The following is a 26,043-nucleotide window of genomic DNA, read 5'->3' on the forward strand; positions in this document are numbered from 1 at the left end:
TTCTTCGTTGCACGTTCTTTGCCGCCGCCGCCCGAGACACTCTCATGCAAGATCAACGCAACCTGCTGGTGTTCTCCGGCAATGCCAACAAGCCGCTTGCCAAGAGCATCTGCAAGGAACTGGGCGTGCGCCCGGGCAAGGCGATGGTGTCGCGCTTCTCCGATGGCGAAGTGCAGGTGGAGATCGAGGAGAACGTGCGCCGGCAGGAAGTGTTCGTGATCCAGCCGACCTGCGCGCCCAGCGCGGAGAACCTGATGGAGCTGCTGGTGCTGATCGACGCGCTCAAGCGCGCTAGCGCCGCCAGCGTCACCGCAGTGGTGCCGTACTTCGGCTACTCGCGGCAGGATCGGCGCATGCGCTCCTCGCGCGTGCCGATCACCGCTAAGGTCGCGGCGAAGATGTTCACCGCGGTCAATGCCGACCGCGTGCTCACCGTCGACCTGCACGCCGACCAGATCCAGGGTTTCTTCGACATCCCGGTCGACAACGTCTACGCCTCGCCGCTGCTGCTGGCCGACATCTGGCGCGCCTACGGCACCGACAACCTGATCGTGGTGTCGCCGGACGTGGGCGGCGTGGTCCGCGCCCGCGCCGTGGCCAAGCGCCTGGACGACGCCGACCTGGCGATCATCGACAAGCGCCGCCCGCGCGCCAACGTGTCCACGGTGATGAACATCATCGGCGACGTCGAAGGCAAGACCTGCGTGCTGGTCGACGACATCGTCGATACCGCCGGCACCCTGTGCGCCGCCGCGGCCGCGCTCAAGGCGCAGGGCGCGCTGAAGGTCGCCGCGTACTGCACCCATCCGGTGCTGTCCGGTCCGGCGGTCAGCAACATCAGCAATTCGCAGCTCGACGAACTGGTCGTCACCGACACCATCCCGCTGTCGGACGCCGCGCGCGGCTGCAGCAAGATCCGCCAGCTCAGCGTCGCCGAGCTGTTGGCCGAAACCATTCGCCGCATCGCCTTCGGCGAGTCGGTGAGTTCGTTGTACGTCGATTGATCAAGGGCGGGGATTGGGGGTTCGGGATTGGGGATTCGCAGCGGCGCTGCTCTGGCGAATCCCCAATCCCGAATGCCGAATCCCGGCTTTCCAACGACTCTTCTGGTCGCGGAAGAGTCCTCAAAACCGCCGCGAGGCGGTTCATTCAACCAAGGTAGTAAACGCAAATGGCAACCACACATGAAATCAAGGTTCAGCGCCGCGAGGTCGAGGGCAAGGGTGCGAGCCGCCGCCTCCGTCGCGACGGCCTGATCCCCGCCATCGTCTACGGTGGCGAACTGAAGCCGGTCAACATCGAGCTCAACCACAACGAAGTCTGGCTCGCCAGCCAGAACGACTGGTTCTATTCGTCGATCCTGAGCCTGAGCCTGAACGGCGACGTGCAGAAGGTGCTGCTGCGCGATATGCAGCGTCACCCGTTCAAGCAGCTGATCCTGCACATGGACTTCCAGCGCGTGAACGACAACGAAGTGCTGCACGCTTCGGTGCCGCTGCACTTCCTCAACGAGGACACCTCGCCGGCCGGCAAGTCGGCCGAAGTCGTCGTCACCCACGAGCTGAACGAGATCCAGGTCGTGTGCCTGCCGAAGGACCTGCCGGAGTTCGTCGAAGTCGACCTGTCCTCGCTGTCCGTCGGCGACGTGATCCACCTGTCCGACCTGAAGCTGCCGGCTGGCGTCGAGCTGCCGGAGCTGAAGCTGGGCAAGGAGCACGACGTGGCGGTGGTCATCGCCAAGCACGGCCGTGTCGAAGCCGAGCCGGAAGCGACCGACGCCCCGGCGGCGGCCGAGCCGGCGAAGAAGGACGGCAAGTAATCGCCTGCGCAGCGCCCGGACCGTCCTGGTCCGGGCGCTGCGGCGATGCTGCGGCATGACTGGTCTGCGTCTGATCGTCGGTCTGGGCAATCCCGGAGCCGAACACGCGAACACCCGGCACAACGCCGGGTTTCGTTTTGTCGAACACCTGGCCGAGCGGGCCGGCGCGCGCTGGAGCGTGGACGCCAAGCTGTTCGGCGAAACCGCCAAGGTCGATGTGGCCGGGCAGGCGGTGTGGCTGTTGAAACCGGCCACCTTCATGAATCTCAGCGGCAAGGCGGTGACCGCCGCGTTGCGCTACTGGAAGATCGAACCGGCGCAGGCGCTGCTGGCGCACGACGAACTGGATCTGGCGCCGGGTACGGTGCGGCTCAAGTTCGACGGTGGCCACGGCGGGCAGAACGGGCTGCGCGACACCATCCGCCTGCTCGGGCATGCCGGCTTCCATCGGCTGCGCATCGGCATCGGCCATCCCGGGCACAAGGACAAGGTCGTCCCCTGGGTGTTGGGACGCGCGAGCAAGGACGACCAGATCCTGATCGACCGCGCCATCGACGACGCCATCGCCGTACTGCCGCTGGCGGTGCAGGGCGATTTCAACGAGGCGATGAAGCGGCTGCATACGAGCAGGGATTCGTGATTGGGGATTGGGGATTCGCGGCCGTGCGGCATGGCGAATCTCCAATCCCGAATCCCAAATCCCGGAAGTGAACCATGGGCATCAAGTGCGGCATCGTCGGCCTGCCCAACGTCGGCAAGTCGACCCTGTTCAATGCGCTGACCAAGGCGGGCATCGCGGCGGCCAATTTCCCGTTTTGCACCATCGAGCCCAACGTCGGCGTGGTGCCGGTGCCGGATCCGCGGCTGGGCGAACTGGCCAAGATCATCAACCCGCAGAAAGTGGTGCCGACCGCGGTCGAGTTCGTCGACATCGCCGGCCTGGTCGCCGGCGCGGCCAGCGGCGAAGGCCTGGGCAACAAGTTCCTGGCGCACATCCGCGAGGTCGATGCGATCACCCACGTGGTGCGTTGCTTCGAGAACGACGACGTCATCCACGTCAACAACAAGGTCGATCCGATCTCGGACATCGAGACCATCGATACCGAGCTGGCCCTGGCCGACCTGGACAGCGTCGAGAAGGCGCTGAACCGCGCCGAGCGCAGCGCCAAGGGCGGCGACAAGGATGCGGCCGCGCGCAAGCCGGTGCTGGCCAAGCTGCAGGCCGCGCTGGCCGATGGCAAGGCCGGGCGCACTGCGGGCCTGGACGAGGAAGAAAAGGCGCTGGTGCGCGACCTGTTCCTGCTCACGCTCAAGCCGGTGATGTACATCGCCAACGTGCTCGAGGACGGGTTCGAGAACAACCCGCACCTGGACGCGGTGCGCGCGCGCGCCGCCACCGAGGGCGCCGAAGTGGTGCCGGTGTCGGCGGCGATCGAGGAAGAGCTGTCGCAGCTGGACGATGCCGACCGCGACACCTTCCTGGCCGACCTGGGCCTGGCCGAGCCGGGCTTGAACCGGGTGATCCGTGCGGCGTATTCGCTGCTCGGGCTGCAGACCTATTTCACCGCCGGCGTCAAGGAAGTGCGCGCCTGGACGGTGAAGGCCGGCTCGACCGCGCCGCAGGCCGCCGCGGTGATCCACACCGACTTCGAGAAGGGCTTCATCCGCGCCGAAACCATCGCCTACGACGACTTCATCAAGTACAAGGGCGAAGCCGGCGCGCGCGAGGCCGGGCGGCTGCGTCTGGAAGGCAAGGAATACCGCGTGCAGGAAGGCGACGTGCTGCATTTCCGCTTCAACGTCTGACCCGCACGTGCGCGCTTGCGCCCGGTGGCGGGCGCTGTGCGGGCATCGGGCGTTTCCTGCGACATCGCGTCAAAATACTGTTGACAAGGCAGGGATGTCAGGGAAGAATAGCGGGCTGTTTCACCCCGGTCTGATTTCGGCTTTGCGGCCTAATCGGGACGGGTAGATGGAGGGATACCCAAGCGGCCAACGGGGGCAGACTGTAAATCTGCTGGCTTACGCCTTCGGTGGTTCGAATCCACCTCCCTCCACCAGTTTTTTTGTTGTGGCAGTGCGACATCCCGTAGCGGGAGTAGTTCAACGGTAGAACCTCAGCCTTCCAAGCTGATGGTGCGGGTTCGATTCCCGTCTCCCGCTCCATTGAACGCGCTTGTGTCACAATAGAACTACGCTCACGTAGCTCAGTCGGTAGAGCACCTCCTTGGTAAGGAGGAGGTCGAAGGTTCGATTCCTTTCGTGAGCACCATATTCAGTCTTCAAATCTTTCTACGATCACCGAGAAGAAGCAGCCATGGCCAAGGGTAAGTTCGAGCGCACCAAGCCGCACGTCAACGTCGGCACCATCGGTCACGTCGACCACGGCAAGACCACGCTGACCGCGGCGCTGACCAAGATCGGCGCAGAGCGCTTCGGCGGCGAGTTCAAGGCGTATGACGCGATCGACGCGGCGCCGGAAGAGAAGGCGCGCGGCATCACGATCTCGACCGCGCACGTCGAGTACGAATCCCCGAACCGCCACTACGCGCACGTCGATTGCCCGGGCCACGCGGACTACGTCAAGAACATGATCACCGGTGCGGCGCAGATGGACGGCGCGATCCTGGTGTGCTCGGCCGCTGACGGCCCGATGCCGCAGACCCGCGAGCACATCCTGCTGTCGCGCCAGGTCGGCGTGCCGCACATCGTGGTGTTCCTGAACAAGGCCGACATGGTCGATGACGCCGAGCTGCTCGAGCTGGTCGAGATGGAAGTGCGCGAGCTGCTGAGCAAGTACGACTTCCCGGGCGACGACACCCCGATCATCCACGGTTCGGCGCGTCTGGCGCTGGAAGGCGACCAGAGCGAGATCGGCGTGCCGTCGATCCTGAAGCTGGTGGAGGCGCTGGATACGTTCATCCCCGAGCCGCAGCGCGACGTCGACAAGCCGTTCCTGATGCCGGTGGAAGACGTGTTCTCGATCTCCGGCCGCGGCACCGTGGTGACCGGTCGTATCGAGCGCGGCATCATCAAGGTGGGCGACGAAATCGAAATCGTCGGCATCCGCGCCACGCAGAAGACCACGGTCACCGGCGTGGAAATGTTCCGCAAGCTGCTGGACCAGGGCCAGGCGGGCGACAACGCCGGCCTGCTGCTGCGCGGCACCAAGCGTGACGACGTGGAGCGCGGCCAGGTGCTGTGCAAGCCGGGTTCGATCAAGCCGCACACCGAGTTCGAAGCCGAGGTGTACGTGCTGTCGAAGGACGAGGGCGGCCGCCACACCCCGTTCTTCAAGGGCTACCGTCCGCAGTTCTACTTCCGCACCACCGACATCACCGGCGCCTGCGAGCTGCCGGAAGGTGTGGAGATGGTGATGCCGGGCGACAACGTGAAGATGGTGGTCACGCTGATCAACCCGGTGGCGATGGACGAAGGCCTGCGTTTCGCGATCCGCGAAGGTGGCCGCACCGTCGGCGCCGGCGTGGTCGCCAAGATCATCAAGTAATGCCCGCTCCGGCGACTTCGGTCGCCGGAGTTTGACGATGTGCAGGCGGCTTCGGCCGTCGGGTTCAGCGAAGGGCGGGCCGGAACCTTCGGTCCGCCTTCGCCGTCTAAGGGAAGTGCAGCGTTCGTTACTACACGCCAGTAGCTCAATTGGCAGAGCAGCGGTCTCCAAAACCGCAGGTTGGGGGTTCGAGTCCCTCCTGGCGTGCCAATCTGCCGCTCCCTATCCAGTGACCTTGGTCGCATAGCCGCAAGAGTCGGATGAACAGCAAGATCGAGCATTCCAAAGGCACCACCGCTTCCTCAGGCGGCGATATCGTCAAGTACGTCATCGCTGCACTGCTGGTGGTCGCTGGCCTGTTTGTCTGGTTCTGGTTCGGCGAGCCGAGTCGTGCGACGCAGTTGGGGAGCTGGTCCGGTCCGTTGCGTGGCCTGGCGGTCATCGTCGGCCTGGTCGCTGCGGCCGCGGTGTTTCTGCTGACCGCCAAGGGGCGCGAGTCCCGCGAGTTCATTTCCGAATCCCGGTTCGAACTGCGCAAGGTGGTCTGGCCGACCCGTCAGGAAGCGATCCGCACCACCTGGGTCGTGATCGTGGTGGTGATCATTCTGAGTCTGCTGCTGGGCGGGTTCGATTTCCTGATCCAGAAGCTGATGCAGTGGTTCGTGAGTCGTTGAGGAGAGTGCAGCAGTGAAGCGTTGGTATGTCGTTCACGCCTATTCAGGCTTCGAGAAGTCCGTGGCCCAAGCGCTGCGCGACCGCATTGTGCGTGACGAGATGCAGGAGCGCTTCGGCGACGTGCTGGTGCCGACCGAGGAAGTGATCGAGATGCGCTCCGGCCAGAAGCGCCGTTCCGAGCGCAAGTTCTTCCCGGGCTACGTGCTGGTGCAGATCGAGACCCACGAAGAAGCCGGTATCCCGCGCATCGACAACGAAAGCTGGCATCTGGTCAAGGAAACCTCGAAGGTGATGGGGTTCATCGGCGGGACCGCCGATCGCCCGCTGCCGATCCGCGACGAAGAGGCCGATGCGATCCTGCAGCGCGTTCAGGATGGCGTGGAGAAGCCGCGTCCGAAGGTGCTGTTCGAGCCGGGCCAGATGGTCCGGGTCACCGATGGTCCGTTCAACGACTTCAACGGCGTGGTCGAGGAAGTCAACTACGAGAAGAGCCGCCTGCGCGTCGCAGTGCTGATCTTCGGCCGCTCCACCCCGGTGGAGCTGGAATTCGGCCAGGTCGAGAAGGCCTGAGCCCGCGCCGGCGCGGCTGCGCCGGACGCCAGAATCTCTGCTATACTGCGCGGCTCGCTGTCCAGGCTCGCCGCCTGGCAGGACCGGAAGCCGCCGCAAGGCGGCTTTCTGCGCACTTCAAACGTGATGGCGGGACACGTGATTTTCCCGTCGCGATGGGGAGCCTGCAGGTTGGGCGCTAGCACCCGGAGACCACTAAAATGGCAAAGAAAGTAGTCGGTTACATCAAGCTGCAGGTGAAGGCCGGTCAGGCCAACCCCTCGCCGCCGGTCGGTCCTGCGCTGGGTCAGCGCGGCCTGAACATCATGGAATTCTGCAAGGCGTTCAATGCCGCCACGCAGAAGCTGGAGCCGGGCCTGCCCACTCCGGTCATCATCACGGCCTATTCGGACCGTACCTTCACCTTCATCACCAAGAGCACTCCTGCGAGCGTGCTGCTGAAGAAGGCCGCAGGCGTCACCTCCGGTTCCAAGCGCCCGAACACCGAAAAGGTGGGTAAGGTCACCCGCAAGCAGCTCGAAGAGATCGCCAAGGCGAAGGAAGCCGACCTGACTGCAGCCGAGCTGGAAGCGGCGGTGCGTACGATTGCGGGTTCCGCCCGCAGCATGGGCCTGACGGTGGAGGGTTAAGCGATGGCACAGACCAAGCGACAGAAAGCAATCCGTGCTGCCGTGCAGCCGGGCAAGGCGTATTCGATCGACGAAGCGCTGAAGATCATCAAGTCCACCAGCAAGGCCAAGTTCGTCGAAGCCGTCGACGTGGCCGTGCGCCTGGGCGTGGATGCCAAGAAGTCCGACCAGCAGGTGCGCGGTTCCACCGTGCTGCCGGCCGGTACCGGCAAGAGCGTGCGCGTGGCGGTGTTCGCCCCGGCCGGCGCCAAGGCTGACGAAGCCCTGGCCGCTGGCGCCGAAGCCGTCGGCATGGACGACCTGGCCGAGAAGATGCAGGCCGGCGACCTGAACTACGACGTGGTCATCGCCACCCCGGACGCGATGCGCGTCGTCGGCAAGCTGGGCACGCTGCTGGGCCCGCGCGGCCTGATGCCGAACCCGAAGGTCGGCACCGTGTCGGCCAATCCGGCCGAAGCGGTGAAGAACGCCAAGTCGGGTCAGGTGCGCTACCGCACCGACAAGGCCGGCATCATCCACTGCACCATCGGCAAGGCCAGCTTCGAAGACGATGCGCTGAAGAACAACCTGCAGGCGCTGCTGATGGACCTGGTCAAGGCCAAGCCGGCGACCTCCAAGGGCACCTACCTGCAGAAGATCTCGGTGAGCTCGACCATGGGTCCGGGCGTCACCGTCGATCAGGCTTCGCTGTCCCTGAAGTAATCGCGACACGGCGGCGCTCCGCGAGGGGCGCCGCCGGTTCCACCCTTTTGAAGGCGTCGCCGAGGGGCAACTCGAGGCGAAGCCGTCAAAGACCGCAGGCGCGGTCGGCGCATACCGACGACGGGCACGGAAGCTCGATATGGCAAGGAGTCGCCGTCGGTACAGCGGGATCGCTTAATCCAGTCCTCTCGGGGACGGGCCGGCGTAGATGGTGCCGCCTTTCTGGAGTTTTTCTGGTTCAAGCCGACTCGGGTTTCCCGGGCGCGCTCACTCCAGGTCTGGAACGGCCACCAACTGGGATGCCATTCGGCGTCCCCGGCATCCAGGATGGAGGCCGCCCAGGACCGCAAGCGGCAGGAGCCGTGAGCGGAGTTTGTTTGAAGCAGGGATTCGGGATTCGGGATTGGGGATTGGCAAGAGCGCATCACGGCTCCTGCGACTCCCGAACCATCGGCCTCGAGCCCGGCTTTAACGGAGGAGTGCAATGGCTCTCAATCTGTCCCAGAAGCAAGAAGTCGTCGCCGAACTGGCAGACGTTGCCGCGAAGGCTCACTCCTTGGTTGCTGCCGAGTACGCCGGCATCACGGTCGCCCAGCTGACCGCGATGCGCAAGAAGGCGCGCGAAACCGGTGTGTACTTGCGTGTTGTCAAGAACACCCTGGCCTCGCGTGCCGTTGCCGGTACCGAATACGAGTGCGTCCAGGACGCGCTGGTCGGTCCGCTGCTGTATGCGTTCTCGACGGAAGAACCCGGCGCTGCCGGTCGTCTGATCAAGGAATTCGCCAAGGGTAACGACAAGCTGCAGGCCAAGGTCGTGTCTGTGGGTGGCCAGCTGTATCCGGCCGCTCATCTCGAGGTGCTGGCATCGCTGCCGACCCGCGAGCAGGCGCTGGCCATGCTGGCACGTGTCCTCGCCGAGCCGGCGAGCATGTTCGCCCGCGCGGTCAAGGCAGTGGGCGACAAGCTCGGTGGTGGCGAAGAAGCCCCCGCCGCAGCCGAAGAAGCCCCGGCCGAAACGGCTTAAGTTCGCGACACCTGAAACGGTTCACTAGAACCTCATCCAGAAAAAATTCCAAAGGTAATCACAATGTCCCTGTCTAACGAACAGATCGTCGACGCAATCGCCGAAAAGTCCCTCATGGAAGTGATGGAGCTGGTCAAGGCCATCGAAGAGAAGTTTGGCGTCTCCGCCGCCGCCCCGGTCGCCGCTGCCGGCCCGGCCGCTGCCGCCGCCCCGGTCGAAGAGCAGACCGAGTTCAACGTCATCCTGAAGGCTGTCGGCGAGAAGAAGGTCGAAGTCATTAAGGCCGTCCGCGCCATCACCGGCCTGGGCCTGAAGGAAGCGAAGGACCTGGTCGAAGGTGCTCCGCAGACCGTCAAGGAAGCTGTGTCGAAGGAAGATTCCGAGAAGTTCAAGAAGGATCTTGAGGCCGCCGGCGCGACCGTCGAAATCAAGTAATCGGCATCTTGCATCGCCAGCGTGTCAGGTGATGCATCGAAGGCTGGGGACGCAAGTCCCCGGCCTTTGGCCGTTGTTGCAAAGCCGGGATTGGAGATTCGGCATTGGGGATTCGATGGCGCTCGTTTGGCCCATCCCGAATCCCGTCATCCCCAGTCTCGGCCACACCGAGTTGGTAGTTGGAAGTAGCAAGAGAAGGCGTGCTGGTGCCGGCAATACCAGCGACTTCCAACTGACAATTTATGTTCACTCAGGGCCGCGGACGCGCGGCCCGCACAGCCAAGGTGATACCTCATGACGTCTTATTCGTTCACCGAAAAGAAGCGTATCCGCAAGGATTTCGGCAAGCAGCGCTCGATCCTCGAAGTGCCGTTCCTGCTGGCGATCCAGGTGGATTCCTACCGCGAGTTCCTGCAGGAGAACACCGAGCCGAACAAGCGTTCGGACCACGGCCTGCACGCGGCCCTGAAATCGGTGTTCCCGATCTCCAGCTACAGCGGCAACGCGGCCCTGGAGTACGTCGGCTACAAGCTGGGCGACCCGGTGTTCGACGAGCGTGAATGCCGCCAGCGCGGCATGAGCTACGGCGCCCCGCTGCGCGTGACCGTGCGCCTGGTGATCTACGACCGCGAGTCGTCGACCAAGGCCATCAAGTACGTGAAGGAGCAGGAGGTCTACCTCGGCGAGATCCCGCTGATGACCGACAACGGCACCTTCATCGTCAACGGCACCGAGCGCGTCATCGTCTCGCAGCTGCACCGCTCGCCGGGCGTGTTCTTCGACCACGACCGCGGCAAGACCCATAGCTCGGGCAAGCTGCTGTACAGCGCCCGCATCATTCCGTACCGCGGTTCCTGGCTGGACTTCGAGTTCGACCCGAAGGACGCGCTGTTCACCCGTATCGACCGCCGCCGCAAGCTGCCGGTGTCGATCCTGCTGCGCGCGCTGGGATACTCGAACGAAGAGATGCTGGCCGAGTTCTTCGAGATCAACACCTTCCACATCGATCCCAAGGAAGGCGTGCAGCTGGAGCTGGTGCCCGAGCGCCTGCGCGGCGAGACGCTGAACTTCGACCTGGCCGATGGCGACAAGGTCATCGTCGAGGCCGGCAAGCGCATCACCGCGCGCCACGTCAAGCAGCTGGAAGCCGCCGGCGTCGCCGCGCTGGCCGTCCCCGACGAGTACCTGGTCGGCCGCATCCTGTCGCACGACGTGGTCGATGCCTCGACCGGCGAACTGCTGGCCAGCGCCAACGACGAGATCAGCGAAGACCAGCTGACCGCGTTCCGCAAGGCCGGCGTCGACGCCGTGGGCACGCTGTGGGTCAACGACCTGGATCGTGGTCCGTACCTGTCCAACACCCTGCGCATCGATCCGACCAAGACCCAGCTGGAAGCGCTGGTCGAGATCTACCGCATGATGCGTCCCGGCGAGCCGCCGACCAAGGACGCCGCGCAGAACCTGTTCCACAACCTGTTCTTCACCTTCGAGCGCTACGACCTGTCCACTGTCGGCCGCATGAAGTTCAACCGCCGTGTCGGCCGCAAGGAAGTCACCGGCGAGTCGGTGCTGTACGACAAGAAGTACTTCGGCGAGCGCAACGACGAAGAGTCCAAGCGTCTGGTCGCCGAGCACGCCGACAGCTCCGACATCCTGGAAGTGATCAAGGTCCTGACCGAGATCCGCAACGGCCGCGGCGTGGTCGACGACATCGACCACCTCGGCAACCGTCGCGTGCGTTCGGTCGGCGAAATGGCCGAGAACGTGTTCCGCGTGGGCCTGGTCCGCGTCGAGCGCGCGGTCAAGGAGCGCCTGTCGATGGCCGAGTCCGAAGGCCTGACCCCGCAGGAACTGATCAACGCCAAGCCGGTGGCCGCCGCGATCAAGGAGTTCTTCGGCTCCTCGCAGCTGTCGCAGTTCATGGACCAGAACAACCCGCTGTCGGAAGTGACGCACAAGCGTCGCGTCTCCGCGCTGGGCCCGGGCGGTCTGACCCGCGAGCGCGCCGGCTTCGAAGTGCGCGACGTGCATCCGACCCACTACGGCCGCGTCTGCACCATCGAGACGCCGGAAGGCCCGAACATCGGCCTGATCAACTCGCTGGCGGTGTATGCCCGCACCAACCAGTACGGCTTCCTGGAGACGCCGTACCGCAAGGTGCTGGACGGCCAGATCACCGACGACGTCGAGTACCTGTCGGCGATCGAGGAGAACGAGTACGTGATCGCGCAGGCCAACGCGCTGCACGATTCCAAGAGCCGCCTGACCGAGCAGTTCGTGCCGTGCCGCTACCAGGGCGAGTCGCTGCTGAAGCCGCCGGCCGAAGTGCACTTCATGGACGTGTCGCCGATGCAGACCGTGTCCATCGCGGCGGCGCTGGTGCCGTTCCTGGAGCACGATGACGCCAACCGCGCGCTGATGGGCGCGAACATGCAGCGCCAGGCCGTGCCGACGCTGCGTGCGCAGAAGCCGCTGGTCGGTACCGGCATCGAGCGCGCCGTGGCGCGCGACTCGGGCGTGACCGTCAACGCCAAGCGCGGCGGCGTGATCGAGCAGATCGACGCGGCGCGCATCGTGGTCAAGGTCAACGAGGAAGAGATCGGCGGCGGCACCGATGCCGGCGTGGACATCTACAACCTGATCAAGTACACGCGCTCCAACCAGAACACCTGCATCAACCAGCGTCCGCTGGTCAATGTGGGCGACGTGATCGCGCGCGGCGACGTGCTGGCCGACGGTCCATCGACCGACATCGGCGAGCTGGCCCTGGGCCAGAACATGCTGATCGCGTTCATGCCGTGGAACGGCTACAACTTCGAAGACTCCATCCTGCTTTCCGAGCGCGTGGTGGAAGAGGATCGCTACACCACGATCCACATCGAAGAGCTGACCTGCGTGGCGCGCGACACCAAGCTCGGGCCGGAGGAAATCTCCGCCGACATCCCGAACGTGTCCGAGCAGGCGCTGAACCGCCTGGACGAGTCGGGCGTGGTGTACATCGGCGCCGAAGTGCGCGCCGGCGACATCATGGTCGGCAAGGTCACGCCGAAGGGCGAGAGCCAGCTGACTCCGGAAGAGAAGCTGCTGCGCGCGATCTTCGGCGAGAAGGCCTCGGACGTGAAGGACAGCTCGCTGCGCGTGCCGCCGGGCATGGACGGCACCGTCATCGACGTGCAGGTGTTCACCCGCGACGGCATCGAGAAGGACAAGCGCGCCCGCCAGATCGAGGAAAACGAGATCAAGCGGGTCAAGAAGGACTTCGACGACCAGTTCCGCATCCTGGAAAGCGCGATCTACGCGCGTCTGCGCGCCCAGCTGATCGGTAAGGTCGCCAACGGCGGTCCGAACCTGAAGAAGGGCGACACCATCACCGACGCGTACCTGGACGGGCTGAAGAAGGCCGACTGGTTCGCGCTGCGGATGAAGGACGAGGAGCCGTCGGACGCGATCGAGCGCGCGCAGAAGCAGATCCAGGCGCACGAGAAGGAATTCGAGCGTCGCTTCGCCGACAAGCGCGGCAAGATCACCGCCGGCGACGACCTCGCCCCGGGCGTGCTGAAGATGGTCAAGGTGTTCCTGGCGGTGAAGCGCCGCATCCAGCCCGGCGACAAGATGGCCGGTCGCCACGGCAACAAGGGTGTCGTGTCGATGATCCAGCCGATCGAGGACATGCCGTACATGGCCAACGGCGAGACCGTGGACATCGTGCTGAACCCGCTGGGCGTGCCGTCGCGCATGAACATCGGCCAGGTGCTGGAAGTGCATCTGGGTTGGGCCGCCAAGGGCCTGGGTCGCAAGATCCAGAACATGCTCGAAGCGCAGACCAAGGTCGCCGACCTGCGCAAGTTCCTGACCCAGATCTACAACCACGACCAGAAGCTGGGCGAGGACCGTGTGGACCTGGATCAGTTCAGCGACGCGGAGCTGCTGCGCCTGGCCGGCAACCTGACCGACGGCGTGCCGATGGCCACCCCGGTGTTCGACGGTGCGACGGAGGCGGAGATCAAGCACATGCTCGAGCTCGCCGACCTGCCGATCAGCGGCCAGACCCAGCTGTACGACGGCCGCACCGGCGAGGCGTTCGATCGCCACACCACGGTCGGCTACATGCACATGCTGAAGCTGAACCACCTGGTCGACGACAAGATGCACGCGCGCTCCACCGGTCCGTACTCGCTCGTCACCCAGCAGCCGCTGGGCGGCAAGGCGCAGTTCGGCGGCCAGCGCTTCGGTGAAATGGAAGTCTGGGCGCTGGAAGCCTACGGCGCGGCCTACACCCTGCAGGAAATGCTGACGGTGAAGTCCGACGACGTGCAGGGCCGCAACCAGATGTACAAGAACATCGTCGACGGCGAGCACGAGATGGTCGCGGGCATGCCGGAATCCTTCAACGTCCTGGTGAAGGAAATCCGCTCGCTGGCCATCAACATGGAACTGGAAGACTAAGGAGCCGGGACCCGGGACCCGGGACTCGGAAAAGCGAGAAGCGCGAGCGCTCTTGCTTTCCGAGTCCCGAGTCCCGAGTCCCGCAGTAAGCCTTCCCGCCCCGTCCTCGATACGAAATTCCTCCGACCCGGAGATACCCAATGAAAGACCTGCTCAACCTCTTCAACCAGCAGCGCCAGACGCTGGACTTCGACGCGATCAAGATCGCGTTGGCCTCGCCGGACCTGATCCGTTCGTGGTCCTTCGGCGAAGTGAAGAAGCCGGAAACCATCAACTACCGTACCTTCAAGCCGGAGCGTGACGGCCTGTTCTGCGCCGCGATCTTCGGCCCGATCAAGGACTACGAGTGCCTGTGCGGCAAGTACAAGCGCATGAAGCACCGTGGCGTGGTCTGCGAGAAGTGCGGCACCGAGGTCACCCTGGCCAAGGTGCGCCGCGAGCGCATGGGCCACATCGACCTGGCCTCGCCGGTCGCGCACATCTGGTTCCTGAAGTCGCTGCCGTCGCGCATCGGCCTGATGCTGGACATGACCCTGCGCGACATCGAGCGCGTGCTGTACTTCGAAGCCTACGTGGTGACCGAGCCGGGCCTGACCGCCCTGGAGCGCCGCCAGCTGCTGACCGAAGAGCAGTTCCTGACCGCGCGCCAGGAGCACGGCGACGACTTCGACGCCGCCATGGGCGCCGAGGCGGTGTACGAGCTGCTGCGCACGATCGACCTGCAGTCGGAAATGACCCGCCTGCGCGAAGAGATCGCCGGCACCGGCTCGGAAACCAAGCTCAAGCGTCTGACCAAGCGCATCAAGCTGGTCGAAGCCTTCCTCGAGTCGGGCAACCGTCCGGAGTGGATGGTGATGACCGTGCTGCCGGTGCTGCCGCCGGACCTGCGTCCGCTGGTGCCGCTGGACGGCGGCCGCTTCGCGACCTCCGATCTGAACGACCTGTACCGCCGCGTCATCAACCGCAACAACCGCCTGCGTCGCCTGCTCGAACTCAATGCGCCGGACATCATCGTGCGCAACGAGAAGCGCATGCTGCAGGAGTCGGTGGATGCGCTGCTGGACAACGGCCGTCGCGGCCGTGCCATCACCGGCACCAACAAGCGCCCGCTGAAGTCGCTGGCCGACATGATCAAGGGCAAGCAGGGCCGGTTCCGCCAGAACCTGCTGGGCAAGCGCGTGGACTACTCCGGCCGTTCGGTCATCGTGGTCGGCCCGACCCTGCGCCTGCACGAGTGCGGCCTGCCGAAGAAGATGGCGCTGGAGCTGTTCAAGCCGTTCGTGTTCGCCAAGCTGCAGCGTCGCGGCCTGGCCACCACCATCAAGGCCGCCAAGAAGCTGGTCGAGCGCGAAGAAGCCGAAGTCTGGGACATCCTGGAAGAGGTCATCCGCGAGCATCCGGTGCTGCTGAACCGCGCGCCGACCCTGCACCGCCTGGGCATCCAGGCGTTCGAGCCGGTGCTGATCGAAGGCAAGGCGATCCAGCTGCATCCGCTGGTGTGTACCGCGTTCAACGCCGACTTCGACGGCGACCAGATGGCCGTGCACGTGCCGCTGTCGCTGGAAGCGCAGCTGGAAGCGCGCGCGCTGATGATGTCCACCAACAACATCCTGTCGCCGGCCAACGGCGAGCCGATCATCGTGCCGTCGCAGGACGTGGTGCTGGGCCTGTACTACATGAGCCGCGCCCTGGAGAACAAGAAGGGCGAGGGCATGGTGTTCGCCAACATCGCCGAAGTGAAGCGCGCCTACGACAACCGCGTGGTGGAACTGCACGCCAAGGTCAAGGTCCGCATCACCGAGACGGTGATCGACGAGGACGGCAACCGCAGCAAGAAGACCTCGATCGTGGACACCACGATCGGGCGCGCGCTGCTGGCCGAAATCCTGCCGGAAGGCCTGCCGTTCGCGCTGGCCAACACTGAGCTGACCAAGAAGAACATCAGCCGCCTGATCAACTCCAGCTACCGCCAGCTGGGTCTGAAGGACAGCGTCGTGTTCGCCGACAAGCTGATGTACACCGGCTTCGCCTACGCGACCCGCGCCGGCGTGTCGATCGGCATCGACGACATGCTGATCCCGTCGGAGAAGAAGGGCATCCTCGGCGAAGCCGAGCAGGAAGTGCTGGAAATTCAGGAGCAGTACCAGTCGGGCCTGGTCACCGCCGGCGAGCGCTACAACAAGGTCGTGGACATCTGGTCGCGCACCAACGAGCGCATCGCCAAGGCGATGATGGATACCATCGGCACCGAGAAGGTGGTCAACGCCAAGGGCGAGACCATCGACCAGAAGTCGATGAACTCGCTGTACATCATGGCCGACTCCGGTGCGCGTGGTAGCCAGGCGCAGATCCGTCAGCTGGCCGGTATGCGCGGCCTGATGGCGCGTCCGGACGGCTCGATCATCGAGACCCCGATCAAGGCCAACTTCCGCGAAGGCCTGAACGTGCAGGAGTACTTCAACTCCACCCACGGCGCGCGTAAGGGTCTGGCCGATACCGCGCTGAAGACGGCGAACTCCGGTTACCTGACCCGTCGCCTGGTCGACGTGGCGCAGGACGTGGTCATCACCGAGCCGGACTGCGGCACCACCGACGGCCTGACCATGACCCCGATCGTGGAAGGCGGCGACGTGGTCGAGCCGTTGCGCGACCGCGTGCTCGGCCGCGTGGTGGCCGAGGACGTGTTCCTGCCGGGCAACGACGAGGATCCGATCGTCACCCGCAACACGCTGCTCGACGAGCAGTGGGTGGCCAAGCTGGAAGAGGCCGGCGTGCAGACGCTGAAGGTGCGCTCCACGATCACCTGCGAATCCTCGTTCGGCGTGTGCGCCCGCTGCTACGGCCGCGACCTGGCGCGTGGCCACCTGGTCAACATCGGCGAAGCGGTCGGCGTCATCGCCGCGCAGTCGATCGGCGAGCCCGGTACCCAGCTGACCATGCGTACCTTCCACATCGGCGGCGCGGCGTCGCGTGCGGCGGCGGTGGACAACATCACGGTCAAGACCACCGGTTCGATCAAGTTCAACAACCTCAAGTCGGTCGAACACGCCAACGGTTCGCTGGTGGCGGTGTCGCGTTCGGGCGAACTGTCGGTGCTCGACGGCCACGGCCGCGAGCGCGAGCGCTACAAGCTGGCCTACGGCGCCACGATCACCGCGAAGGACGGTGACGCGGTCAAGGCCGGCCAGTCGGTCGCCAACTGGGATCCGCATAACCACCCGATCGTGTCGGAAGTGGCCGGTTTCATCCGCTTCATCGACTTCATCGACGGCGTCACCGTCATCGAGAAGACCGACGATCTGACCGGCCTGGCCTCGCGCGAGATCACCGATCCGAAGCGTCGCGGCACCCAGGCCAAGGACCTGCGCCCGATCGTGCGCATCGTCGACGGCAAGGGCAACGACCTGACCATCCCGGGCACCGATCTGCCGGCGCAGTACCTGCTGCCGCCGCGCTCGATCGTCAACCTGCAGGATGGTGCGGCGGTGGGCGTGGGCGACGTGGTCGCCAAGATCCCGCAGGAAGCGTCCAAGACCCGCGACATCACCGGTGGTCTGCCGCGCGTGGCCGATCTGTTCGAAGCGCGCAAGCCGAAGGATCCTGCGATCCTGGCCGAGCGCTCGGGCATCATCAGCTTCGGCAAGGACACCAAGGGCAAGCAGCGCCTGATCATCAAGGACACCGATGGTTCGGAACACGAAGAGCTGATCCCGAAGTACCGCCAGATCATCGTGTTCGAAGGCGAGCACGTGGCCAAGGGCGAGACCGTGGTCGACGGCGAGCCGAGCCCGCAGGACATCCTGCGCCTGCTCGGCGTGGAGCCGCTGGCCGCGTACCTGGTCAAGGAAATCCAGGACGTGTACCGCCTGCAGGGCGTGAAGATCAACGACAAGCACATCGAGGTCATCACCCGGCAGATGCTGCGCAAGGTCGAGATCACCGACCAGGGCAACAGCAAGTTCCTCAACGGTGAGCAGGCCGAGCGCCAGCGCGTCATTGAGGAAAATGCCCGCCTGGCCACCCGCAACGAGCTGCCGGCCAAGTACGACCCGGTGCTGCTGGGCATCACCAAGGCCTCGCTGGCCACCGAGTCGTTCATCTCGGCGGCCTCGTTCCAGGAGACCACCCGCGTCCTCACCGAGGCGGCGGTCCGCGGCACCAGCGACACGCTGCGCGGCCTGAAGGAAAACGTGATCGTCGGCCGCCTGATCCCGGCCGGCACCGGCCTGGCCTACCACAGCCTGCGCCGTCGCAACTCCAGCGGCCTGACCGAGTCGGAAATGCAGACCCTGTCCGGCGGCAACGCCGAGCCGGCGGTCGAAACGCCCGCACCGGCGGCTGCCAGCAGCGAAGAGTGAGCCGGATCGGCCCCGTCCGCGGGGCCGATCGTTCCAAGCGACAAGGGGCGCAGCGGATGCGCCCCGTACCGGCCCAGGAGGGGCCAGCAAGTTAAGTTTCCGTTGAGTTGACGGAGCTTTTACTTGCCCGCTATACTTTCCTGTCTCGGCAGGCCGTCCTTCGGCCTGCCTTCGTTTTCACGCATCCAGGCCCCACGGCCTCAATCAGAAGAATCCACTGATGGCGACGATCAACCAGCTGGTCCGCAAGCCGCGGCAGGCGACCACCTACAAGAGCGCCTCCCCGGCGCTTGACAAGTGCCCGCAGCGCCGTGGCGTCTGCACGCGCGTGTACACCACCACCCCGAAGAAGCCGAACTCGGCCCTGCGTAAGGTCGCCAAGGTGCGCCTGACGAACCAGGAAGAGGTCATCAGCTACATCGGCGGCGAAGGCCACAACCTGCAGGAGCACTCCGTGGTCCTGATCCGCGGCGGTCGCGTCAAGGATCTGCCGGGCGTGCGCTACCACACCGTGCGCGGTTCGCTCGATGCCGCCGGCGTCGCCAAGCGTCGCCAGGGTCGTTCCAAGTACGGCGCCAAGCGTCCGAAGAGCTAAGGGAAAGCACAATGTCTCGTAAAGGTTCTACTCCGCAGCGCACCGTCCTGCCGGATCCCAAGCACGGCAGCGAAACCATCGCCCGTTTCATCAACATGGTGATGCTGAGCGGCAAGAAGTCGGTCGCCGAAAAGATCGTCTACGGCGCAATGGACGTCATCGGCGAGAAAAACCCGAATGCGGTCGAGCTGGTGCAGAAAGCGCTGGACAACGTCGCTCCGGCGGTCGAAGTCAAGTCGCGCCGCGTCGGCGGTGCCACGTACCAGGTGCCGGTCGAGGTGCGTTCCTCCCGTCGCATGGCGCTGGCCATGCGCTGGCTGATCGACTCGGCGCGCAAGCGCGGCGAGAACTCGATGCCGCGCAAGCTCGCGGCCGAGCTGGTCGACGCCTCGGAAAACCGTGGTGGCGCCATCAAGAAGCGCGAAGAAACCCACCGCATGGCGGAAGCGAACAAGGCGTTCGCGCATTACCGCTGGTGACCTTCCGGGCCTTGGAAACAGGGCCCGTCAGCACAATCTAAATGTGCTGCTAGTGGCGCCGCTGAGCGCTGCACAAATCCGAAGGCCGCCGCAAGGCGGCGTTCGGCCATCCGCAATCCAAGAATTCTGAGAGGCTCCCTGTGGCCCGCAACACTCCCATCGAGCGTTACCGCAACTTCGGCATCATGGCCCACATCGATGCCGGCAAGACCACCACCTCCGAACGCATCCTGTTCTACACCGGCGTCAGCCACAAGATCGGCGAGGTGCATGACGGTGCCGCGACGATGGACTGGATGGAGCAGGAGCAGGAGCGTGGCATCACCATCACCTCCGCCGCGACCACTGCGTTCTGGAGCGGCATGGACAAGTCGCTGCCGCAGCACCGCTTCAACATCATCGACACCCCCGGGCACGTCGACTTCACCATCGAAGTCGAGCGTTCGCTGCGCGTGCTCGACGGCGCGGTATTCGTGCTGTGCGCGGTCGGCGGCGTGCAGCCGCAGTCCGAGACCGTGTGGCGCCAGGCCAACAAGTACGCGGTGCCGCGTCTTGCCTTCGTCAACAAGATGGACCGTACCGGCGCCAACTTCGACAAGGTCGTCGAGCAGCTGAAGTCGCGCCTGGGCGCGTACCCGGTGCCGATGCAGGTGCCGATCGGCGCCGAAGACGGCTTCGAGGGCGTGGTCGACCTGATCAAGATGAAGGCGGTCCATTGGGATACCGCTTCGCAGGGCACCGTGTTCGAGTACCGCGAGATCCCCGCCCATCTGGCCGACAAGGCCGTCGAGGCGCGCGCGTTCATGGTCGAGGCCGCGGCCGAAGCCAACGAAGAGCTGATGGACAAGTACCTCAACGAGGGCGAGCTGTCCGAAGAGGAAATCGTCAGCGGCCTGCGCGAGCGCACCCTGAAGGTGGAAGTGGTGCCGGTGTACTGCGGCACCGCGTTCAAGAACAAGGGCGTGCAGGCGATGCTCGACGGCGTGATCCAGCTGCTGCCGTCGCCCAGCGACCGTCCGCCGGTCAAGGGCATCGACGAGGACGACAAGGAAGACAGCCGTCCGGCCACCGACACCGCGCCGTTCTCGGCGCTGGCGTTCAAGATCATGACCGACCCGTTCGTCGGCTCGCTGACCTTCTTCCGCGTCTACTCCGGCACGCTGAACTCCGGCGACCAGGTGTACAACCCGGTCAAGTCGAAGAAGGAGCGCGTGGGCCGCATCCTGCAGATGCACTCCAACAATCGCGAAGAGATCAAGGAAGTGCGCGCGGGCGACATCGCCGCGGCGGTGGGCCTGAAGGACGTCACCACCGGCGACACGCTGTGCGCGCAGGACAACATCATCATCCTGGAGCGCATGGTGTTCCCGGAGCCGGTGATCTCGATGGCGGTAGAGCCGAAGACCAAGTCGGACCAGGAAAAGATGGGCATCGCGCTGAGCCGTCTGGCGCAGGAAGATCCCTCGTTCCGCGTCAACACCGATGAAGAATCCGGCCAGACCATCATCCGCGGCATGGGCGAGTTGCACCTGGAAATCATGGTCGACCGCATGAAGCGCGAGTTCAACGTCGAAGCCAACGTCGGCAAGCCGCAGGTGGCCTACCGCGAGACCATCCGCAAGGCGGTCAAGCAGGAAGGCAAGTTCGTGCGCCAGTCCGGCGGTAAGGGCCAGTACGGTCATGTCGTGCTCGAGATCGAGCCGCAGGAGCGTGGCCTGGGCTACACCTTCGAGAATGCGATCGTCGGCGGCGTGGTGCCGAAGGAATACATCCCGGCGGTGGACAAGGGCATCCAGGAAGCGGTGGCCAATGGCGTGATGGCCGGCTACCCGATCGTGGACGTCAAGGTGCGCCTGATCGACGGTTCGTACCATGACGTCGACTCCTCGGAAATGGCGTTCAAGATCGCCGGCTCGATGGGCTTCAAGGAAGGCTTCAACAAGGCCAGCCCGGTGCTGCTGGAGCCGATCATGAAGGTCGAGGTCGTGACCCCGGAAGACTATCTGGGCGACGTGATGGGCGACGTCAGCCGTCGTCGCGGCATCCTGCAGGGCCAGGACGACAGTCCGTCCGGCAAGGTGATCAACGCGATGGTGCCGCTGGGCGAAATGTTCGGCTACGCCACCACGCTGCGCTCGATGTCGCAGGGTCGCGCCACGTTCTCGATGGAGTTCGACCATTACGCCGAAGCGCCGGCCAACATCGCCGAGTCGGTCATCAAGAAGAGCTGAGATTAGCGAGACGGGATTCGGGACGCGGCGTAGCCAGTCCCGCATCCCTGTCCCTTGTCCCCCAATTACGAATTAGAAGGTAAAACACCATGGCAAAGGGTAAGTTCGAGCGCACCAAGCCGCACGTCAACGTCGGCACCATCGGTCACGTCGACCACGGCAAGACCACGCTGACCGCGGCGCTGACCAAGATCGGCGCAGAGCGCTTCGGCGGCGAGTTCAAGGCGTATGACGCGATCGACGCGGCGCCGGAAGAGAAGGCGCGCGGCATCACGATCTCGACCGCGCACGTCGAGTACGAATCCCCGAACCGCCACTACGCGCACGTCGATTGCCCGGGCCACGCGGACTACGTCAAGAACATGATCACCGGTGCGGCGCAGATGGACGGCGCGATCCTGGTGTGCTCGGCCGCTGACGGCCCGATGCCGCAGACCCGCGAGCACATCCTGCTGTCGCGCCAGGTCGGCGTGCCGCACATCGTGGTGTTCCTGAACAAGGCCGACATGGTCGATGACGCCGAGCTGCTCGAGCTGGTCGAGATGGAAGTGCGCGAGCTGCTGAGCAAGTACGACTTCCCGGGCGACGACACCCCGATCATCCACGGTTCGGCGCGTCTGGCGCTGGAAGGCGACCAGAGCGAGATCGGCGTGCCGTCGATCCTGAAGCTGGTGGAGGCGCTGGATACGTTCATCCCCGAGCCGCAGCGCGACGTCGACAAGCCGTTCCTGATGCCGGTGGAAGACGTGTTCTCGATCTCCGGCCGCGGCACCGTGGTGACCGGTCGTATCGAGCGCGGCATCATCAAGGTGGGCGACGAAATCGAAATCGTCGGCATCCGCGCCACGCAGAAGACCACGGTCACCGGCGTGGAAATGTTCCGCAAGCTGCTGGACCAGGGCCAGGCGGGCGACAACGCCGGTCTGCTGCTGCGCGGCACCAAGCGTGACGACGTGGAGCGCGGCCAGGTGCTGTGCAAGCCGGGTTCGATCAAGCCGCACACCGAGTTCGAAGCCGAGGTGTACGTGCTGTCGAAGGACGAGGGCGGCCGCCACACCCCGTTCTTCAAGGGCTACCGTCCGCAGTTCTACTTCCGCACCACCGACATCACCGGCGCCTGCGAGCTGCCGGAAGGTGTGGAGATGGTGATGCCGGGCGACAACGTGAAGATGGTGGTCACGCTGATCAACCCGGTGGCGATGGACGAAGGTCTGCGTTTCGCGATCCGCGAAGGTGGCCGCACCGTCGGCGCCGGCGTGGTCGCCAAGATCATCAAGTAATGCCCGCTCCGGCGACTTCGGTCGCCGGGCGCGTCTGACGATGATGTCCCGGCCGCCCTCGATGGGCGTCCGGCCAACAATGACCGCGGCTTCGGCTGGCGGTCGCAACGAAGGGTCGGCATCTGCCGGCCTTTCGTCGTTTGTGGCCGGTGGGTTTTTGCGGACGAATACGGAGCGTGCGATTCGTGGCTGCGGGATGTTGCGGGGGGGTGAAACAGTCGCTATAATGCGCGGCTCGGCGTTCCTGGGTAGGGCGCCGGATACACCGCGAAAAGAGAGGCAGGACGCCCCTCGTGTTCGCAGACCGGGAAGGTCGCGTTGCATGGAGCACTCAACGGCCTCGCGCTGTTGACGGTGCTGTAGCTGCGCATTATACTTTTCCGTCTGGGCAGGCCGGGTAACTGGTCTGCCTCAGTTTTTGGGCGGAGGAATGGCCCTCGCCAGCTGGATGCTCGGCGGTATACACATCAGGAAATAATCGGGGCAGGTATCCCAGAGGCCTTGCCCGTCGCTCTTTTAACGAAGGAACCCACCGCCATGGCGGAGCAAAAGACCGGTCAGAAAGCGGATCAGAAGATCCGGATTCGGCTGAAGGCGTTCGATCATCGTTTGATCGACCGTTCGGCCAGCGAGATCGTTGAGACGGCGAAGCGGACCGGCGCGCAAGTGCGCGGCCCGATCCCGCTGCCGACCAAGATCGAACGCTACACCATTCTCGTTTCTCCGCACGTCGACAAGGACGCGCGCGACCAGTACGAGACCCGCACGCACAAGCGCGTGCTCGACATCATCGGCCCTAACGACAAGACCGTGGACGCGCTCATGAAGCTCGAGCTCGCGGCGGGCGTCGATGTCCAGATCAAGTTGACCTGAGGACTACGACCATGACGAAGAAATATTCGTTGGGCTTCGTGGGCCGCAAGGCCGGCATGAGCCGCGTCTTCACCGAAGACGGCCGCTCCATTCCGGTCACCCTGATCGAAGCGACCCCGAACCGCATCACCCAGCTCAAGACCGTCGATAGCGACGGCTACAGCGCCGTGCAGATCACCGTGGGCGCCCGTCGCGCCGCGCTGGTCAACAAGCCTGCCTCCGGCCACTACGCCAAGGCGAAGGTCGAAGCCGGTCGCGGCCTGTGGGAGTTCCGCGTTGAAGACGCGCAGCTGGGCGATTACGCCATCGGCGGCGAGATCAAGGCGGACATCTTCGAGGTCGGCCAGAAGGTCGACGTCCAGGGCGTCACCAAGGGCAAGGGTTTCCAGGGCACCATCAAGCGGTACAACTTCCGCATGGGCGATGCCACCCACGGTAACTCGCTGTCGCATCGCGCGCCGGGTTCGCTGGGTCAGCGCCAGACCCCGGGTCGCGTTTTCCCGGGCAAGAAGATGTCCGGCCACATGGGCGCGGTGCAGCAGAGCACGCAGAATCTGGAAGTGGTCAAGGTCGACGTCGAGCGTGGCCTCATCGCCATTCGCGGCGCTGTGCCTGGCGCTGCCGGTGGCGACGTGATCGTGCGTCCGGCTAGCAAGGCATAAGGAGAGATGACGATGGAACTCGTTATCACGGGTAGCAACAACAAGGTCTCGGTCTCCGACGCCGTGTTCGGTCGCGATTTCAGCGAGGATCTGGTTCACCAGGTCGTCGTCGCCTATCGCAACGCGGGCCGCGCCGGCACCAAGGCGCAGAAGACGCGTTCGGAAGTCAACGGCACCACCAAGAAGTCGAAGAAGCAGAAGGGCGGTGGCGCTCGCCACGGCGCGCTGACCGCTCCGATCTTCGTCGGCGGCGGCGTGACCTTCGCGGCCAAGCCGCGCAGCTTCGAGCAGAAGGTGAACCGCAAGATGTATCGCGCCGCGATCTGCGCGATCCTTTCGGAGCTCAACCGCCAGGGTCGCCTGATGGTCGTCGACGCGTTTGACGTCGAGGCCAGCAAGACCAAGGATCTGATCGAGAAGCTGAAGGGTCTGGAAGTGGGCAAGCGCCCGCTGATCGTGACCGAAGAGGCGTCCGAGCATCTGTACCTGTCGGCCCGCAACCTTCCCTACGTGGAAGTGCGTGACGTGCAGGGCCTGGATCCGGTGTCGCTGGTCGGGGCCGATACGGTCGTGATCACCGCCGATGCGGTCAAGAAGGTCGAGGAGTGGCTGGCATGAGCAGCAACGAAAAAATCTTCAGTGTGCTGCGTGCCCCGCGTGTCTCCGAAAAGACCGCCCGCCTGCAGGAACTCTCCAATCAGTACGTCTTCGAGATCTCGAGCGAAGCCACCAAGGCCGATGTCAAGGCCGCGGTCGAGCAGCTGTTCGACGTCAAGGTCGAGTCGGTCAACGTGTTGAACGTCAAGGGCAAGAACAAGTCCTTCCGTTCGCGCAGTGGTCGTCGCGGCGATTGGCGCAAGGCGTACGTGCGTCTGGCCGAAGGCCAGTCCATCGACGTAACGGCCAAGGCCTGAGGTCCATCCCATGCCATTGATGAAATTCAAACCCACTTCTCCCGGCCGTCGTTCGGCCGTGCGCGTGGTCACGCCCGATCTGCACAAGGGCGCGCCGCACGCGGCACTGCTGGAGCCGCAGAGCAAGTCCGGTGGTCGTAACCACCACGGCCGCATCACCACCCGTCACGTCGGCGGTGGCCACAAGCAGCATTACCGCCTGATCGACTTCAAGCGCAACAAGGAAGGCATTCCGGCGCGCGTGGAGCGGATCGAATACGATCCGAACCGCACCGCCCATATCGCCCTGCTGTGCTATGCCGACGGCGAGCGCCGCTACATCATCGCGCCGAAGGGCCTGAAGGCCGGCGATCAGGTGATCGCGGGTTCGGATGCGCCGATCAAGACCGGCAATACCCTGCCGCTGCGAAACATCCCGGTCGGTACGACGGTGCACGGCATCGAGCTGAAGCCTGGCAAGGGCGCGCAGATCGCGCGCGCTGCCGGCGCCGCGGTGCAGCTGGTCGCGCGTGAAGGCATCTACGCCACCCTGCGTCTTCGCTCCGGCGAAATGCGCAAGGTGCCGGTCGAGTGCCGCGCCACGATCGGCGAAGTCGGCAACGACGAGCACAACCTCGAGAAGCTGGGCAAGGCGGGCGCCAAGCGCTGGCGCGGCGTTCGCCCGACCGTTCGCGGTGCGGCCATGAACCCCGTCGACCACCCGCACGGTGGTGGTGAGGCGAAGGCCGGTCAGGGTAATCCGCATCCGGTCACCCCGTGGGGCGTGCCGACCAAGGGTTACAAGACGCGCCATAACAAGCGCACCGAACAATTCATCGTCCGCGATCGTAGGGGCTAATCGAC

General features: G+C 64.8%; 22 protein-coding genes and 4 tRNA genes. All 26 read left to right on the forward strand.

What is annotated here, in order from left to right:
- Window positions 1–44: 44 nt before the first annotated feature.
- The 26 genes from NUG20_RS05320 (at window position 45) to rplB (ending at window position 26,038) form a co-directional block, all read left to right on the forward strand.
- Entirely contained in the window at window positions 45–1,004 is a 960-nt protein-coding gene (locus NUG20_RS05320) for a ribose-phosphate diphosphokinase (RefSeq protein ID WP_179568115.1), read from the forward strand.
- Between the two features lie 167 nt (window positions 1,005–1,171).
- Entirely contained in the window at window positions 1,172–1,819 is a 648-nt protein-coding gene (locus tag NUG20_RS05325; protein ID WP_263397400.1) for a 50S ribosomal protein L25/general stress protein Ctc, read from the forward strand.
- 55 nt (window positions 1,820–1,874) lie between these two features.
- Window positions 1,875–2,459 carry an aminoacyl-tRNA hydrolase gene (gene pth, locus NUG20_RS05330; protein ID WP_263397401.1) on the forward strand — a complete coding sequence of 195 codons (585 nt, stop codon included), beginning with the start codon at window positions 1,875–1,877 and terminating at the stop codon, window positions 2,457–2,459.
- Between the two features lie 74 nt (window positions 2,460–2,533).
- Window positions 2,534–3,625, forward strand: a complete 1,092-nt coding sequence (gene ychF / locus NUG20_RS05335) for a redox-regulated ATPase YchF (protein ID WP_263397402.1) — start codon at window positions 2,534–2,536, stop codon at window positions 3,623–3,625.
- Between the two features lie 168 nt (window positions 3,626–3,793).
- A tRNA-Tyr gene (locus tag NUG20_RS05340) sits at window positions 3,794–3,879 on the forward strand.
- Window positions 3,880–3,911: 32 nt separating this feature from the next.
- Window positions 3,912–3,985, forward strand: a tRNA-Gly gene (locus NUG20_RS05345).
- Window positions 3,986–4,015: 30 nt separating this feature from the next.
- A tRNA-Thr gene (locus tag NUG20_RS05350) sits at window positions 4,016–4,091 on the forward strand.
- 45 nt (window positions 4,092–4,136) lie between these two features.
- Window positions 4,137–5,327, forward strand: a complete 1,191-nt coding sequence (gene tuf / locus NUG20_RS05355) for an elongation factor Tu (RefSeq protein WP_060747701.1) — start codon at window positions 4,137–4,139, stop codon at window positions 5,325–5,327.
- A 134-nt stretch (window positions 5,328–5,461) separates the two neighbouring features.
- Window positions 5,462–5,537: transfer RNA gene (locus tag NUG20_RS05360), tRNA-Trp, on the forward strand.
- A gap of 50 nt (window positions 5,538–5,587) precedes the next feature.
- Window positions 5,588–6,001: a preprotein translocase subunit SecE gene (gene secE / locus NUG20_RS05365; protein ID WP_263397403.1), complete on the forward strand. Its 414-nt coding sequence runs from the start codon at window positions 5,588–5,590 to the stop codon at window positions 5,999–6,001.
- Window positions 6,002–6,014: 13 nt separating this feature from the next.
- Window positions 6,015–6,572 carry a transcription termination/antitermination protein NusG gene (gene nusG, locus NUG20_RS05370; RefSeq protein ID WP_185813745.1) on the forward strand — a complete coding sequence of 186 codons (558 nt, stop codon included), beginning with the start codon at window positions 6,015–6,017 and terminating at the stop codon, window positions 6,570–6,572.
- A gap of 200 nt (window positions 6,573–6,772) precedes the next feature.
- On the forward strand, window positions 6,773–7,201 hold the full coding sequence (gene rplK, locus NUG20_RS05375) for a 50S ribosomal protein L11 (protein WP_145699993.1): 429 nt from the start codon (window positions 6,773–6,775) through the stop codon (window positions 7,199–7,201).
- Window positions 7,202–7,204: 3 nt separating this feature from the next.
- Window positions 7,205–7,903, forward strand: a complete 699-nt coding sequence (gene rplA / locus NUG20_RS05380) for a 50S ribosomal protein L1 (protein WP_179571231.1) — start codon at window positions 7,205–7,207, stop codon at window positions 7,901–7,903.
- Between the two features lie 484 nt (window positions 7,904–8,387).
- A complete protein-coding gene (rplJ, locus tag NUG20_RS05385; protein WP_206234835.1) occupies window positions 8,388–8,927 on the forward strand; it encodes a 50S ribosomal protein L10 in 540 nt (179 codons plus the stop codon).
- Between the two features lie 63 nt (window positions 8,928–8,990).
- Complete coding sequence (gene rplL, locus NUG20_RS05390) at window positions 8,991–9,362, forward strand: 50S ribosomal protein L7/L12 (protein ID WP_128421188.1); 372 nt, start codon at window positions 8,991–8,993, stop codon at window positions 9,360–9,362.
- A 294-nt stretch (window positions 9,363–9,656) separates the two neighbouring features.
- A complete protein-coding gene (gene rpoB / locus NUG20_RS05395; RefSeq protein WP_263397404.1) occupies window positions 9,657–13,808 on the forward strand; it encodes a DNA-directed RNA polymerase subunit beta in 4,152 nt (1,383 codons plus the stop codon).
- A 140-nt stretch (window positions 13,809–13,948) separates the two neighbouring features.
- Window positions 13,949–18,166, forward strand: a complete 4,218-nt coding sequence (gene rpoC / locus NUG20_RS05400) for a DNA-directed RNA polymerase subunit beta' (protein ID WP_263397405.1) — start codon at window positions 13,949–13,951, stop codon at window positions 18,164–18,166.
- A gap of 220 nt (window positions 18,167–18,386) precedes the next feature.
- Entirely contained in the window at window positions 18,387–18,761 is a 375-nt protein-coding gene (gene rpsL / locus NUG20_RS05405; protein WP_003469157.1) for a 30S ribosomal protein S12, read from the forward strand.
- Window positions 18,762–18,772: 11 nt separating this feature from the next.
- Window positions 18,773–19,240 (forward strand): 30S ribosomal protein S7, encoded by a 468-nt coding sequence (gene rpsG / locus NUG20_RS05410; RefSeq protein ID WP_003469159.1) that lies wholly within the window; start codon window positions 18,773–18,775, stop codon window positions 19,238–19,240.
- A gap of 140 nt (window positions 19,241–19,380) precedes the next feature.
- Window positions 19,381–21,471 carry an elongation factor G gene (fusA, locus tag NUG20_RS05415; RefSeq protein WP_263397406.1) on the forward strand — a complete coding sequence of 697 codons (2,091 nt, stop codon included), beginning with the start codon at window positions 19,381–19,383 and terminating at the stop codon, window positions 21,469–21,471.
- Window positions 21,472–21,560: 89 nt separating this feature from the next.
- The gene (gene tuf / locus NUG20_RS05420) at window positions 21,561–22,751 is read left to right on the forward strand and encodes an elongation factor Tu (RefSeq protein WP_060747701.1); all 1,191 of its coding nucleotides are present in this window, start codon (window positions 21,561–21,563) and stop codon (window positions 22,749–22,751) included.
- Window positions 22,752–23,288: 537 nt separating this feature from the next.
- Entirely contained in the window at window positions 23,289–23,624 is a 336-nt protein-coding gene (rpsJ, locus tag NUG20_RS05425; RefSeq protein ID WP_003470680.1) for a 30S ribosomal protein S10, read from the forward strand.
- 11 nt (window positions 23,625–23,635) lie between these two features.
- Complete coding sequence (gene rplC / locus NUG20_RS05430) at window positions 23,636–24,286, forward strand: 50S ribosomal protein L3 (protein WP_263397407.1); 651 nt, start codon at window positions 23,636–23,638, stop codon at window positions 24,284–24,286.
- A gap of 12 nt (window positions 24,287–24,298) precedes the next feature.
- Window positions 24,299–24,904 (forward strand): 50S ribosomal protein L4, encoded by a 606-nt coding sequence (gene rplD, locus NUG20_RS05435; protein WP_047325541.1) that lies wholly within the window; start codon window positions 24,299–24,301, stop codon window positions 24,902–24,904.
- On the forward strand, window positions 24,901–25,200 hold the full coding sequence (gene rplW / locus NUG20_RS05440; protein WP_003470672.1) for a 50S ribosomal protein L23: 300 nt from the start codon (window positions 24,901–24,903) through the stop codon (window positions 25,198–25,200). The genes rplD and rplW overlap by 4 nt, the downstream gene beginning before the upstream one ends.
- A gap of 10 nt (window positions 25,201–25,210) precedes the next feature.
- On the forward strand, window positions 25,211–26,038 hold the full coding sequence (rplB, locus tag NUG20_RS05445) for a 50S ribosomal protein L2 (protein WP_046979791.1): 828 nt from the start codon (window positions 25,211–25,213) through the stop codon (window positions 26,036–26,038).
- Window positions 26,039–26,043: the final 5 nt, after the last annotated feature.

It is taken from the genome of Xanthomonas sp. CFBP 8443 (assembly GCF_025666195.1).
Classification (GTDB): Bacteria; Pseudomonadota; Gammaproteobacteria; order Xanthomonadales; family Xanthomonadaceae; genus Xanthomonas_A.

Bases quoted from the DNA above. Each gene is read 5' to 3' on its own strand.
- rplL (WP_128421188.1), top strand. From the start codon at position 8,991: ATGTCCCTGTCTAACGAACAGATCGTCGACGCAATCGCCGAAAAGTCC.
- NUG20_RS05320 (WP_179568115.1), top strand. From the start codon at position 45: ATGCAAGATCAACGCAACCTGCTGGTGTTCTCCGGCAATGCCAACAAG.
- NUG20_RS05325 (WP_263397400.1), top strand. From the start codon at position 1,172: ATGGCAACCACACATGAAATCAAGGTTCAGCGCCGCGAGGTCGAGGGC.
- rpoB (WP_263397404.1), top strand. From the start codon at position 9,657: ATGACGTCTTATTCGTTCACCGAAAAGAAGCGTATCCGCAAGGATTTC.
- rplC (WP_263397407.1), top strand. From the start codon at position 23,636: ATGACGAAGAAATATTCGTTGGGCTTCGTGGGCCGCAAGGCCGGCATG.
- rpsL (WP_003469157.1), top strand. From the start codon at position 18,387: ATGGCGACGATCAACCAGCTGGTCCGCAAGCCGCGGCAGGCGACCACC.
- rpoC (WP_263397405.1), top strand. From the start codon at position 13,949: ATGAAAGACCTGCTCAACCTCTTCAACCAGCAGCGCCAGACGCTGGAC.
- rpsJ (WP_003470680.1), top strand. From the start codon at position 23,289: ATGGCGGAGCAAAAGACCGGTCAGAAAGCGGATCAGAAGATCCGGATT.
- pth (WP_263397401.1), top strand. From the start codon at position 1,875: ATGACTGGTCTGCGTCTGATCGTCGGTCTGGGCAATCCCGGAGCCGAA.
- rplA (WP_179571231.1), top strand. From the start codon at position 7,205: ATGGCACAGACCAAGCGACAGAAAGCAATCCGTGCTGCCGTGCAGCCG.
- rplJ (WP_206234835.1), top strand. From the start codon at position 8,388: ATGGCTCTCAATCTGTCCCAGAAGCAAGAAGTCGTCGCCGAACTGGCA.
- rplD (WP_047325541.1), top strand. From the start codon at position 24,299: ATGGAACTCGTTATCACGGGTAGCAACAACAAGGTCTCGGTCTCCGAC.
- rplW (WP_003470672.1), top strand. From the start codon at position 24,901: ATGAGCAGCAACGAAAAAATCTTCAGTGTGCTGCGTGCCCCGCGTGTC.
- rplK (WP_145699993.1), top strand. From the start codon at position 6,773: ATGGCAAAGAAAGTAGTCGGTTACATCAAGCTGCAGGTGAAGGCCGGT.
- ychF (WP_263397402.1), top strand. From the start codon at position 2,534: ATGGGCATCAAGTGCGGCATCGTCGGCCTGCCCAACGTCGGCAAGTCG.
- rplB (WP_046979791.1), top strand. From the start codon at position 25,211: ATGCCATTGATGAAATTCAAACCCACTTCTCCCGGCCGTCGTTCGGCC.
- rpsG (WP_003469159.1), top strand. From the start codon at position 18,773: ATGTCTCGTAAAGGTTCTACTCCGCAGCGCACCGTCCTGCCGGATCCC.
- tuf (WP_060747701.1), top strand. From the start codon at position 4,137: ATGGCCAAGGGTAAGTTCGAGCGCACCAAGCCGCACGTCAACGTCGGC.
- tuf (WP_060747701.1), top strand. From the start codon at position 21,561: ATGGCAAAGGGTAAGTTCGAGCGCACCAAGCCGCACGTCAACGTCGGC.
- secE (WP_263397403.1), top strand. From the start codon at position 5,588: ATGAACAGCAAGATCGAGCATTCCAAAGGCACCACCGCTTCCTCAGGC.